This is a genomic window from Terasakiella brassicae (genome assembly GCF_014641495.1).
Taxonomy (GTDB): Bacteria; Pseudomonadota; Alphaproteobacteria; order Rhodospirillales; family Terasakiellaceae; genus Terasakiella; species Terasakiella brassicae.
On record NZ_BMHV01000021.1, the window covers coordinates 1 to 13,433 of the forward strand.

Annotated in this window: 11 protein-coding genes; 2 read left to right on the forward strand and 9 right to left on the reverse strand. The window is 43.8% G+C overall.

All coding sequences use genetic code 11. The annotated features are described in order from the left end of the window. The first annotated feature begins 121 nt into the window (after positions 1-121). Entirely contained in the window at positions 122-454 is a 333-nt protein-coding gene (locus IEW74_RS17655) for a zeta toxin family protein (protein WP_373283813.1), read from the forward strand. A gap of 53 nt (positions 455-507) precedes the next feature. Here the strand turns inward: IEW74_RS17655 and IEW74_RS13295 are convergent, their stop codons facing one another. From IEW74_RS13295 to IEW74_RS13335, 9 genes are all read right to left on the reverse strand, one after another. Further along, positions 508-1,329, reverse strand: coding sequence for an AAA family ATPase (locus tag IEW74_RS13295; protein WP_229734357.1), 822 nt, complete (start codon positions 1,327-1,329; stop codon positions 508-510). A gap of 1 nt (position 1,330) precedes the next feature. Next, positions 1,331-2,419 carry a hypothetical protein gene (locus tag IEW74_RS13300; RefSeq protein WP_188666051.1) on the reverse strand — a complete coding sequence of 363 codons (1,089 nt, stop codon included), beginning with the start codon at positions 2,417-2,419 and terminating at the stop codon, positions 1,331-1,333. A 17-nt stretch (positions 2,420-2,436) separates the two neighbouring features. Continuing rightward, positions 2,437-3,690: a hypothetical protein gene (locus IEW74_RS13305; RefSeq protein ID WP_188666053.1), complete on the reverse strand. Its 1,254-nt coding sequence runs from the start codon at positions 3,688-3,690 to the stop codon at positions 2,437-2,439. A 156-nt stretch (positions 3,691-3,846) separates the two neighbouring features. Then, positions 3,847-4,764: a restriction endonuclease gene (locus tag IEW74_RS13310; RefSeq protein WP_188666055.1), complete on the reverse strand. Its 918-nt coding sequence runs from the start codon at positions 4,762-4,764 to the stop codon at positions 3,847-3,849. A gap of 367 nt (positions 4,765-5,131) precedes the next feature. After that, on the reverse strand, positions 5,132-6,178 hold the full coding sequence (gene darG, locus IEW74_RS13315; protein WP_188666057.1) for a type II toxin-antitoxin system antitoxin DNA ADP-ribosyl glycohydrolase DarG: 1,047 nt from the start codon (positions 6,176-6,178) through the stop codon (positions 5,132-5,134). A 2-nt stretch (positions 6,179-6,180) separates the two neighbouring features. Then, a complete protein-coding gene (locus tag IEW74_RS13320; RefSeq protein ID WP_188666059.1) occupies positions 6,181-6,885 on the reverse strand; it encodes a DUF4433 domain-containing protein in 705 nt (234 codons plus the stop codon). Between the two features lie 3 nt (positions 6,886-6,888). Then, positions 6,889-8,001 carry a hypothetical protein gene (locus IEW74_RS13325; protein ID WP_188666061.1) on the reverse strand — a complete coding sequence of 371 codons (1,113 nt, stop codon included), beginning with the start codon at positions 7,999-8,001 and terminating at the stop codon, positions 6,889-6,891. A 25-nt stretch (positions 8,002-8,026) separates the two neighbouring features. Next, complete coding sequence (locus IEW74_RS13330) at positions 8,027-11,188, reverse strand: Eco57I restriction-modification methylase domain-containing protein (protein WP_229734358.1); 3,162 nt, start codon at positions 11,186-11,188, stop codon at positions 8,027-8,029. Between the two features lie 168 nt (positions 11,189-11,356). Next, positions 11,357-12,406, reverse strand: a complete 1,050-nt coding sequence (locus tag IEW74_RS13335) for a Fic family protein (protein WP_188666065.1) — start codon at positions 12,404-12,406, stop codon at positions 11,357-11,359. 165 nt (positions 12,407-12,571) lie between these two features. Between IEW74_RS13335 and IEW74_RS13340 the strand changes: the two genes are divergently transcribed. Then, a complete protein-coding gene (locus tag IEW74_RS13340; protein ID WP_188666066.1) occupies positions 12,572-13,411 on the forward strand; it encodes an XRE family transcriptional regulator in 840 nt (279 codons plus the stop codon). Positions 13,412-13,433: the final 22 nt, after the last annotated feature.

Genomic DNA, 13,433 nt, shown 5'->3' on the forward strand with positions numbered 1-13,433 from the left:
GTTTACTACCGTTCATCGGGGTTAACCCCGATGAACGGTATCGCAGCATAAATATTAACTCAGGCATCCCACCTTAAATTCGCTGCTAAACTGTCCAACATATAGGGGCCACTTCTAGTACATAAAATCCAGAACATCATTCATTGTCGAAACAACCTTTTCAGGTCGTGCAGGGTTCAACCTAATTCGAAAAGCCCGCGGCGCAGGCTTTCAGATCAAACTGATCTACATGAAATTGAATTCCTGGCAACAATCACTAGGCCGCGTCTACAGTCGGGTCCTGGATGGCGGCCACAGAGTTCCCCCTGAAGACATAAAACGCAGATTTGAGCGGGTCGATCAAAACATCAGACAGATCATGCCACAGTTGGATGCGGTTCACGTTTTCGAAAATGCGGGATTAAAGCCTGTCAGGGATAGTCAAGTCCCACTGCCATCGCTTTCTAGCGACTAAGGTCATGACTTTTCATTACGGTATTCTGGCTCTGAAATTTCAACTTCCACCACTTAATCAGATATTAGTTCTTTGAGGAAACGATCCGGGTTTGCCATGAATGCTTTGGTTATTTTGTAATGTTCAGTTTCTTCATAAGTCACTTCACGCAATTCATCATGGCTGAATTCGATGATCCGAGCATTAGGGTATGACAGTAGGATCGGCGAATGTGTTGCGATAATTAATTGTGCATTTCCTGATTGGTGCCATTCATGTAGCAAAGAGAGAAACGACAATTGTCGAGTTGGTGAGAGTGCGGTTTCGGGTTCGTCTAACAGAAACATTTTTTTCTGGTCAGTCTTAAACTGGTTTTCAAATGCAGCTAAGAAAGATTCACCATGGCTCTGTCCGTGCAGCTGTTTCCCGCCCCAATATTTGTAAGGATTACCTTCCATATCGACGTATCGAGCGACGTTGAAGAAACTTTCTGAACGAAAGAAAAAACCTTGGCTGACTTTAGGTAACCATGATGGTCGCAGGGTGTTTCTTAACCCGGAAACGACACCATCATCTGAATGATATAATTGGTGCATATGACTTCCTCCACTTTTATGGAAACCACATAATTGTGCCAGTGCTTCCAATACCGTGGATTTCCCAGAACCGTTTTCACCAACGAAAAAGGTAATAGGGGTTTCAAAATTCAAACGGAATGTATCGTTCAAAAACGTCAAGGTATTGAATGGGAATTTATCCTTCTTTCGTTGTTCAGAGATAACCGAAATGCTTTTCAAAAATGGTGCTGTTAAACTCATACTTTGTGGCCTTGTTTTCGTAGGCGATACCTTATCGGCAGGAATTTTCTCAATCCATTCACCTTCGAGCTTGTGCATGTCAATTTCTCTGGTTGAGATTTTTCAGCCACACTGCTTCATAGCCACTTGTAGCGGAAATGGCAGAGCCGGTGTTCATATCAATAACAAAGACCTTGCCTCGTGTTTCAGCTAAAATATGATGCCCAGATTGGTCTAGCCAGACTTGTTGCCCGGAAGAAATTCCGGGCAGTGTCAGTTCGACGTACTTCTGTGTCTTCTTTTCCAAGAGATAGAGTGGGGTCATGGCGTGAAGACGGTCACCTTGTACAGAGGCGTGGATCAGGTCATAAATACAATCAGGACAATTGATAAGCCCAATCGTATCAATGGCACAACTACGAGGCTTAATGTACCCATCAGATGAGCGTTCACAGTCTGTAAAAGTATTTGCAAAAAGTAGCTTCAATAGAATTTTGTCAATGGGGTCGCTATGACAGATACGACCCGGATAGAATTCCTGCAATGACGCACAATACTTGTTGGCGATCAGTTTAAAGTCACTGCTACCCGCTTCATGGAAATAGGGTTTAATTACCGTAAGGCCCGGTGTATCCCCTGCTTCCCCTTTGCTTACCAGCGTATGAAGAACACGCCAAGCACCATCTTTTAATGTAAATATGCGGTTTACATGATGGGTTCCCCATTCAGGTTCCAACATAGCTTTGACAGTATTGCCATTGGGGAGTTTGAGAATAGTTGTAGCATTTTGCGTGATTATATTTTTAGGCTTGATATATAGCCACGTTGCTAAACGAAGTTGCTCGTCTGTTTTGTCACGCCAAAGCACAATGGGGTGCTCATCGGGCATAAATGTGGGCAATTTTACGACCGTATTCTGTCGCTGACCACTCTTATTGAATTGAAGGATCTCACCATCCGCAACAACCTGAATGGTTTTGCTATCGTGGTCGATATGAATAGCATCGGGTTTTTTCTGGAATGTATAGAGCGTTGTTACTGTCTTCTTGTCTGGGAGATACCAGTTCCACTGCACCCCATCACTTGTGTCTGTAAAAAAGGATAGGGGAACGACATCAGATGCCATTGAGTTGGTGTGCATCATCAATATGCTCACGACTGCAACTATTTTAACAAATATCTTGGTCATTCCCCTGTACCTTTTGCTTATTGGTAATCCAAGTGCCAGTGTGCTCCACTACTTGCACCACTTTCATCCAACACTCTTATACCACTGTTTTCAAAGAATGTACGAACATCAGATTTGTTCGCACGCGGTATGCTCACATCACGAGCCGTATCTGATAGGTGATCTGACACTTTATAACCGGCTGCCAAGGCTGCTCGGATAATGCGTTCAAATTCACTGGTTACCGTCCCAAGACTGGCGTTTGGGTTGTCAGTGACATATTGATCCATTTCTTTGATGTAATCATGATTGGTATATGTCCCCATAAAATCTTCACGGCTCGCCATGCGGCGTTTTGCCATCAAGGTTGCCTGCTTATTGACAGTGCGAGCACGTCCGGTAATTCGGATTTTGGCGTTAGGCCATTTGCTATTTGCATCAGCAACAGCATCCTCAATATCTGTTCCACTTGAAGCCATCTGCATATCTTCACTACCTTCTTTTTGCTCTCTTTGCTCATCATATGAATCGTTTTGAGAGATTTTCTCGTCAGGTTCAGTTACATCATCTATGAACTCGACCGAGTTTTCCGCAGATTGCTGATTATTTATATTGTTGGTAATCGTTTGAAACTGTAGTTCGCCATCTGGGTCGTAAGGATCAACGTCCTCCGGTGAAATCACCGCAACGGGCTGAACCATCTTCCCGGTTTCGTCATATTCCACCGTACCGGGATAGGCTTTCTGAAACTGCTTTTGCACATGGTCACGCAAGCGGGTGTCGAATTTGTCCTGATAACGCGGATCGCTCATCATAGACTGAATACGTTGATTGACCGTGTTGCCTTCTGGAACAATCGCCGTCTTCGGCTTTTGGATTTTGGCAACCTGTTCCCACTGTTTTGCAGTCGGCATTTTCAGCTTCGGAGCTTTCTGCTCCGGCAAGCCTGTCAACGGATCAATCTTGGGTGGCTTTGGTGTGGATAGCTTTTTCTCCTCTTGTGAAGCTGCAAACGGGTTGACCGTGGAAATGCTCTTGGATTGACTCCCAAGGGCTGTTTCCGTTGGGCCTTGCGGTTTCATCACACCGTCAACTTTAAGACCGTTGTCTTTCTGGAACTTCTTGATCCCATCAATCATCGGTGTATCGGGGTACGGCGTGATGCCAAAGTCCGGTATCTGATAGTGGCCCGTTAGAGCCAAGGCGGATTTGGTTTTGATGACATCATCGGGTTGGGTGTCATTGAAAGGGCTGATGGTCGACGACAGCCCCAATAGATCGTTTCCAAACATGAACTTTCCTTTCGTCTGGACATAAAAAAACGCCCGCACCGAGATCGGTGCGAGCGTTGGATGAAATAGAAAACTCAGACAAGGGACCAACTGGTCACACTTGTCTACAGGCCCGTATTAATTTTAAATTCCGTTGATCTGTTATTTTTTTGGGGGCTACTCAAAAAAATCTTCATCAATTTTCTTAAGTTGGATGACCTCTTCCACTCGACAACCAACTTCATGCTTAATCATTAGCTTGGCCAATTGAAGACCATCGATAAGAACGATGCGTTTGCTCAAGAGTTCAGCCGTTTCTTTTGCAGAATTCGAAAAGGCCGAGGTTGTGACAAAAAGCCCTTTCGAAGCTTTAAACCGATCCAGACTACCAAAAAAATCACGAATAGCCCCTGAGCCGATATTATTGCCTTCACCATAGCGCTTGGCCTGAATGTAAATTCTGTCGAGGCCAAGTGGGTCCTGGTCAATCACACCATCAATGCCGCCATCACCAGCCCCGCCAACCAGGGCTTTATCAATCTCCAAAACAGAACCGCCATAGCCCATAGAATGAAGCAGGCGGATAACCAGCTTTTCAAAGAAAGTCGGCGTGCCTTCCCGGATTTTAGCCAGAAGCTCTATTGCCAATTCTCTGTTGAGGCTTTGAGCTGCCTTTCGGATTTGTTCGTCAGGGGTGAGGCTATCGTTTGTTTCTTCAGCATCATTTAAAGACTGCGAATAACTGTTTCTATTGGAATATTCCCGAAACTGCTGAAAATCTGAATATCGGGACAAAAACTCAATATCAATTTTTGCAGGGCTAGAATTTAAAGCCTTTAAACCTTCCTCAGTTATCTCGAAATATGCCCGCCTGGTTATTCTGACTAAGCCCGCTTTTTTAAGATACGACTTCGCCCAATGCACACGATTTGCAAAAGTGGTTTGTCGCCCAGATGGCAAAAGGTGGCTTCTTTCATCCACGGTGAGCTGCATGTCATCAGCAAGCTTTTCGACAACATCACCGATTTTAACTTCACCATTCTTGGCAGCGTCCAGCACTGGCAACATGAGTGATTGAAAATCCGGAATAGCCATTTCACCCCCTGAAAACTTGAATACACCTTTAAAAGGTATAGCAAGGCGTTTCTCAAGCGGCTAGCCAAAATTCAGGGCATACTTTACGAATTTCTCTAAGATTCTACATCTTTCTCTTAGTTTCTCTATGTTTCAGCCCCATTCTGAGAAATTCTACAAGATTCTCTAAGTTTCTCCGAGTTTCTCTAAATTTGTAAAACTCATTCTATGTCGTATCCGGTGGCAAGTTATGGGAAGTGGTCCCACCCTTCCCAATAGCCCAATATACATCGGGCTAGTTTATTCGCATAAATGCTCAACAGAAAGAAAAACCTGCTCCCAAAATCAGAAGCAGGTTTATAAACAATCTTCCAAATAAACAAATGGCCTAGTGAATGAACCCGTCTTCTTGCAAGCGGCCATAGGCTGTTTCAATCGCCTCTGGGGCAAACTGGCTTTTCTTGTGATCATTCCAGGATTGCATAGCCTCAACGACCTCGGCAGGGCTTTTGAGGCCTTCCTTGAGCGCAAGGTAATGGACGCTTGAAAGAAGCTCCATACCATAAGGGCTTTCATAACCTTCAATCAGTAAGGATAGCTTTTTGACTTTCGCAAATGCTTCTGAAGCATCGGCCTTATTGAAGAATTCCTCAGCCGCCGCCCACGCGCCTGATGTCACTGTAATTCCTGACTCTGATTTATCGATAAAGCCATGAATGAAATTCTTTCGCTCCATGGATTTAAAAACATCTTTGAGACGTTCACTGTAAGGCCCATGATTATGGCGAGCGAATTTCATATTGTAGTCAAAGCCAAACTCTTGCAGAAAGTAAACGATCTTTTGCAAAGAAATGCGCGTCAAGTGGCCGCCAAAATACTTTTCGAAATCACCCATGGTGTGAATTAACAATGCGCGTTCAAAAGTCATTGGTTCACTTGGAAATTCTTCATGCTCCGGCTTCAGGTTTTCTTCCTTCGGGGCATAGACAATAAATTCAATGCCTTCAACAGCCGAAAGTTTCTGTTCGATAACGGCTTTAACGTCTTTCCAGGGCAAGCCCCCATTGCCGCAACCTAACGGCGGTAAGGCAACGGTTTTGATTTCTAGTTTTTGAACTTGCGCAACAAAATCATTCAGACCGTCTTCAATGAAAGACATTTTGGACTTTCCGCGCCAATGATCCTTGGTGGGGAAATTTATCAAATATCGTGGGCGTTCTTGACTCAGCATGTCGCCGTTTTCAAAGATAAACATCTTACCGGGGCGCAGACGCTTTGCGTCACATTCTGCTTTATAAGCCTTAAAGTTTTTCGGCCATTTGTTTTTGAAGGTCAGGGCAACACCTTTGCCCATCACCCCAACACAATTGACTGTGTTGACGATTGCATCCGCATCCGTCTTAAACATATCGCCTTTTGTGTAAATGATGGCCATAATTAAAAATAACACCCTGACTTGACGTAAACCGGGATGCTGAAGCTTGAGGCTTGCATCCACGTTTCGACCTGTTGTTTTATACCGTTATTATGGACAACAATGCAATCCACCAAATCCATGGGCAAGGCATCTTTGATCATAAATTCTGCCATGCGCTTCTTATCTCTATTCCTATATTCCATTGGATTATCTTTACTTGTGAAGTCCCAATGAACGCCACGGTAACCAATTTCAGAAATTCTTGCTTTACTAAAACTTTCTTCGAACAAAGGCCAGTCAACATGTGTTGATAGCTTTGACAAATCATTTTCGAAATTTGGAATAAACGCGGAATTGCAGGCAATGTCAGTGAACCAAAGTGGTAGTCCTTGACTTGCTATCCTATCGGTATTGCAAACTAGAAAAACAATTCCGTCTTGTGATGCTTTGCCATAGCAAATGTCATCTGGCCCTTTTAAATCTACGTTACCTTTATGAATTGTATAAAACATAGATGTAATTGGAGAAAAATAAAATGGGACATAGTCGTTAATATTATCTTGATCAGGCGTAAAAAAGCTTCGACCTCGTCTATGCACGATGTCAGGATATGACGTCCGCCAGCATCTTTGCGCTGACGGGTGGTTCTTCGCAAAAACCAATCCATCGCGCAGGAAGGTCTCAATATTCTTAAAATATGTCAGTCGAAAAATATGCCGCGTCATTGATCACATCCCACGCTTCACCCGTTCCCACTCTTTTTTGAGAACAGCTTGGGAGAGTTTGGCAACCATGTTTTTCAAATCGCACCATCTAACTACCTCTTCATCAGTCTTCGCGAGCTGGAAATTAAGGCTTTTAGTATTGTCACCAAAAGTCTTCCATTCTTTCAGGCATTCAATTGACTTTGCATCAGTGTCCAAAATGGAATTATTTTGGTTTCGGAAAGGGTCGTATCCAGTATATCGAGAAATCAATAAACGGGATAAAGTTAAAAGCACCCGATGATCAGGCTCAGACGGGTTGATTCTAAACTCCAACTCCCAGATTGCTTGTACACATTTTGCTCGTTTTTCTTCATTTACTCTCTCTTGAGAGCTTCTTAATTCGCTTTCTGTTGGAATATTCTCCATCAGTTTAGTTAATGTACCTCTCAGCTTTTCAATCCAGTCTTGACGGTTTTTTGATTTCACAGCTGCGCGAAATTGCAAAAAGGCAACCAAGGCAGCAATCGCAGCTGTAGCCAACCCAACAGCAAGAGGAAACCCTTCCCCATCCGCACCAACATCTCCAAGACTATGTACAAAGCAGATAAAGTCAACTGGATGCCATGAGATAAAAAGTAAATAGGCTGCACTGATTGCTGTCAGATAAAAAAGGCCAATAACGGAATGCGAAAATCTTGGACAAGTGAGCCTTTCTTCAAGGCAAAGGGGATCATTTTTGAGAATATATTTGACATCGTCCCAAGTGACACCTTGCCCATAGCTAGATATAGGCCGCCACCATTTAGTAAAATGTTTATCAAAAGAACTTTTGAACCAAATAGCAGCAAACAATGGTGCAAACACGATAATCAAAGCATAAATAGCCAGTATCCAGAGATCATCTGGATAATTATGAATGACCTTGCGAAATTCTTCCCACTTGTCAGTCAGGTAAAAAAAACCAACGAAAATTATGCTCGACACAACAAGAGCTGCAATTGAGAAAGGAATAAATGCAATATACTTACAAAATGAAGGGACAGAGTGGCATTTCTCATCTACCTCTTTTTCATTTACCTTGGACGTTGTACTTCCCTTTAAAATTTGAAAATTTGAAGCTGAGATGCTTCTCAAGCAGCAAATAAGACATCTCTTGCAATTACACATTTTCTTCGATCAGTTTGACTTCTTCGGCGGTGAGGTCGAAGAGTTGATAGACGAGGGCGTTGATTTTGGCTTCATTAGCTTCGATCTCTGCGGTAAGGGCATTGATTTGCTGTTTGGTTTCGCTCAGCAATTCTTCCCAGTCGTTGCGTTCCTTCAACGGGATGTCGGCCTTGAACTTGGATTTAATCTCGGCCTGAAAGGCCTTGAAATCTTCAAGCTCCCACCATGACTTAAGCTTATTTGAGAGTTTGGCTTCACGCTCAGGAGGACAAAGGTCTGGGATGCGGCGAACGATGGATCGCTGGAGCTTATAGCGTTTTTCTGCGGCTGATTGGCAAGCCTTGGCTAAAGAAGATAAAACCTCTTTTTGCGCTTCGTCCACACTTGGTATAGGTAACGTTTGCATATACTGAATTCTCAGCTCATGAAAACCACCCCGAACTGCTGGAGACATGCCAGTTATGATGTACCAATATGTTGAGCTATTTAATAAACCTAATAACAAATAGTCGCTTTCAGGGATGATATAGCTTTTATCGTTAGAATAAAAATGACTGTTATCAAAATTAAACAATCTTTCCTGACAAAAGTGTGGGTAGTTAATTTTTAGTTTTTGAAATTCATCATGGTAATCAACAGTATCTTGAATTTCATACCATTGGTATGTCCCTGTTTTTCTTCCTTTCCACTTATCATCTTTGTTTTTAGGTTTCCAATTTGATGGCTTGGGCTCCAGTTTTTCTCGGTATTGCTCAAGATGCTTTAAAACTGCTGGGTAATTTTCAATATCTATCCCACGTCTAGTGAAAATCAGATACAAATCCCGGCTTTCAGCATGCCATCGTTTAAGGTCTTTACCCTCCAGAAATGGCTTAATTATTTCTGCTGATTTAGGGTCCTCTGAAATCAATCTATCTCGCGTTTTCTTATCGATAACAAAAGCTTCATTTCGCCCAGTTTTAATACCATATAGTGGTGCTCCGTAAACCTCTTTCAATGATTTACGATTGCCTTTAATTTTTTTACGCAATGCCCATAAGCGTTCATCTTCCAGTTCCCATGCTTCGCTTGAAAGATTGATCTGACTGTAAGGCGCTTTATTTTTATCAAACGCTTTCCCAAAGTTCGAATTAGGTAGCTCCGTCACATTCCAAAACATAACCTGATGATCTTTTGAAACCTCACCCTGTTTCATAATCAGGATTGCGGGATAAGTCGTGACACCTTCAAAGACCTGTGTATCTCCAAAATTGACCACTGTTTCTAGTGATGCGTTGTTTGAAAGATATTCCCTTAAGGGCTTGCCTGAGGCTGTCTTGAAAAAGGTCGCATTAGAAATATAACCAAGATGACCACCTTTTTTAAGCAAACGCAGCCCACGTTCAAAGAAATAGCAATATAGGTCAGCGACCCCATGATAGACACTAAACCTTTTCTCAAGGTAAGGCTTCATGGGTGAAATTAATTCCTGCCTCACATAAGGCGGGTTCCCCAGCACCACATCAAACCCGCCATCATTATAGACTTCAGGGAAAGCTTCTCTCCAGCTAAAGCCATGTTCGAGGTAGGCATAATTGGCATCTTCAATGATGCTGTCCCCGACCCGCAGGTGGTCATCCAGACTGTCCAGCACCTTGCCGCGCCGTGCTGTCTTGAGCCAAAGCGAGAGCTTGGTGATTTCAACACTTTCGGAGTTCACGTCCACACCAAACAGGTTTTTCGACAAAATTTCACCATCCGGGTCAAACAAACCCGGTTGCGCCCCGGATAGATCAGCTACCTTGGCATTGACCCGGTGATATTCAGCTTTCAGGTAATCAAAGGCCGTTACCAGAAAAACGCCAGAGCCACAGGCCGGATCAACAATGCGCAGTTTACCCAGACGTTTTTGATATTCTTTCCAGGCTTTCAGCTCGGAGCCTTTGCCACGCCATTGCAATTCTTCATAGGGCTTACCAAGGCTGGCCTTGACCACATTGCCTTTCAGGCAATCGTCAAACAATTCTTCCAAGTGACCGCCCAAGGTTTGGTCCACAATAAAGCGGGCAATGTAATCCGGTGTATAAACAACGCCATCACGCTTGCGCTTGCCTTTGGTGCCTTTGGCTTTTTTAGGTTCTTCTTCAACCTCATCGCCCCGGGCAATGGCTTGAAGGCGTTCAAGATCGGTGATGGATTGTTCGAAAATATGACCCAGGATCGTGACGCTGACTTCAGAAGCAAAGTCATATTCGCCCAGACGTTTGAACCCTTCACAAACCAGATCATCCAGCTTGAGCTTGTCAATCCCCGGATGGCGCTTGAACAAACCACCGTTATAGCGCGGGATATTCAGGTCCTTGCTGCCTTTGTCGATGGCCTTGAACAGACCTTTGAAATTGTCCCAAACCGGTTTGGGGTTGTACGGATCAGCGTGCTCAAATGCTTTTTCAAGGCTGCGTTCCGGAAGCAAGCTGGTGTCTTCAGCAAAGGCCACAAACAACACCCGGTCAAGGATCGTCTGGGCATAGGCAATTTGGGTTTCCCCATCCAGATCAGGGGCGGCTTTTGCAACCTGGTCAATCAGCACATGACGAATTTCTTTATAATCATCATAGAGTTTGTTGGTAATGTCTTTTTCTTCACGCTGGCTGGCTGCCAAATGGTCTTGCGTGCGCCCTGAAAGCAAAGCGTCTGCCGACAAAAACATCATAAAGCGGGCGTATTCTTCCGGCTTGGTCAGGTCTGCAAAATAGAATGTTTCATATGTCAGACTGCCCGTTGCGTAAGAATAAAGCCGAAGCTCAACATAATTGCACACCAAAACCCATCCGCAGCCGGGTACGGCATTTGCGTATTCCCAGGCTTGCTGCACCGGGGTTTTATTGCGCCCCGGCATCATGGCATCAAGGTCTTTGGTTTTTGCGCCCTTAAGTTCAAAAGGAGCAAGGATTTTCGTTCCTTCATTGGAAAATATGCCAAGAGCCAAATCTACTTCGCCGCGACCAATATTCTGTTCAGCCGTAACGGTCCATTGGTCACCCGTAGTGAAATCCTGATAGCCTAAAACACCTTCAACGATTTTAGACTTAAACGACCCATGAAGGGCTGTTTCTTTTTGCAGGTAGATTGAACCATCCTGAATGGAACCCGCCCAATCTGTGAGCGTTTTCAAATGCTCATCCGGAATTGGTGCAGGATGCTCCCCAACTTGCTTTTTGATATATTTTTTATTGAATAACGGCATCCCCACCACCCGCATAGATTTAGCCCTTTATTTTTGTCATGCTTTTTAATGTTAGACAACCGCTTGAAAGCATTTTTTACAGTTCAGACCTTCAGATTAATTCAAACCATACCAGGTTGATCGCCCTGCCCCGTATCGTACCAACAGTCCCCGATCAACCAATGTTTTAAATGTGGCCTTCAAGGTGTTAGGACTTGCGCCTTCTTCTCGGACCATATCGCGGGTTGTGACGCGGCCATGATCGCGCACATAATCCAGAATTTTTATAGCCAGTTCCGGCAATTCCATCAGGGCATTCTTTTCACGTTCAACCTTAACCTCAAGACCGCGTTTTTGTTGTTGAAGGGCGCGCATGAAAAAGCCGAGCCAGGGTTGCCAATCCGGTGCATCGCCCCGAATTGTGCCTTGGGTTTGGCGCAGGGCGAGATAATAACCTTCCTTACTGTTTTCAATCACGCTTTCCAATGAGGAATAAGGCACATAGGCATAACCGGCCTTCAGCAATAAAAGCGTTGTTAAAACACGGCTCAAACGGCCATTGCCATCCTGAAACGGATGAATTTCCAAAAAGACCACAACAAACACAGCAATGATAAGCAACGGATGGAAATGCTTTGTCTCCCATGCCTCATCAAACCAGGCGATCAATTCTTCCATCCTGCGGGGTGTATCAAAGGGCGAAGCTGTTTGAAAAACGACACCGATCATATTGCCTTGATCGTCAAAGGCCCCGACATCGTTTCTAACCGTTTTATAGGCCCCACGGTGGCGTTCATCCTTACCGCTGTATTTCAATAAATCGCGATGAAGCTGCTTAATATAATTTTCTGTGATGGGAATATCCTGCCAGACATGGATAATCGTATCCATTACCTCCGCATATCCGGCTACTTCCTGTTCATCACGGCTCCCGAGACGGGCGATTTCAAGATTGCTTAAAAGCTTCTCAACTTCACGGTCCGAAAGCTGGCTTCCTTCAATCCGGGTCGATGAGCCAATACTTTCAATGGTTGCGACATTGCGAAGCGCTTTAAGACGCTCTGGCGCAAGTGTTCCCAAGGCCCGCCACGCGCCTTTGAACTCATCAACTTCTGCAATGAGGGTTAATAACTCTAGTGTGATTTTTAGTGTCTCGGTGTTTATCATACCGGTAAATATACCGGATTATACCGGATTGTAAACCGGGATATTTACCGGATTATACCGGATTAAATACTCAAATCTAAGATTGTGCATTTTTGCTCAAACAATTGCCCATCTATTCTTTCCATGTTAGAAAAGTGCAATTACGTATTTAAACAAAGCAAAATCATGTCGAACCATCAAGAAATTCTACGAACAAAAGCATTCATACGTGAACTTGAAAAAATTAGTGGCTGGACCATCAGCCGTATGGCAAAAGATGCAGGTTTTGCCCATACGACACTAAGCCGTTTTATGAAAACCGAGAACCCAAAACATAATGTGAAGTTCTCTACGCTTAGTGCAATTGCAAATAACCTCTTAAACAAGGTTGAATCTCAAGTTTCCTTGAAATCTCACCAAATTGTTGAGCGTTTACTTGAAGAAAATGATGGTATTCTCCCAATTGGACTTGCGCCCGAAGACATTGAAAAAGTCTGGTATCTTGCTCAAGCAATAGAAAAGTTTGGCATACCGACTAAAGGAAATGAATCCGTTCCCAGCTATTCACCAAAAGAGCTTCGCATTGTTGAACTTGCCGCGGCAGATGAATGGAGACCTGAATACATCCATTCCTTATCGACAGAAACCATAAAGACCGTTCCCTACCCTTATAAACTTTATCCGGATACTGTTGTAGGCATCGAAATCCTTGATAATTCAATGAACAAACGATTCCCTAAAGGCAGCATCCTTATATGTACTCCCGATAGCAAGGGAGCCATCCAAGAGATCGGAAAATACTACATTTTTGCACGCTACAATGAAGAGACCGAAAGAACAGAAATCTCCTGTAAACGCCTTGAAAAAGACGATGAAGGCAATCTCTGGCTTTACCCCGAAAGCACCGACCCACGGCACATACCAATATCTTTGGACAATGATCTCAAAAACAAAAATGGTACTACGCAAGTTCACTTTAGCACCGATATAATCGCTCACATAATTGGTGCTATTGTTAAATTTTAGATAATGTGTGCATTATTGATCT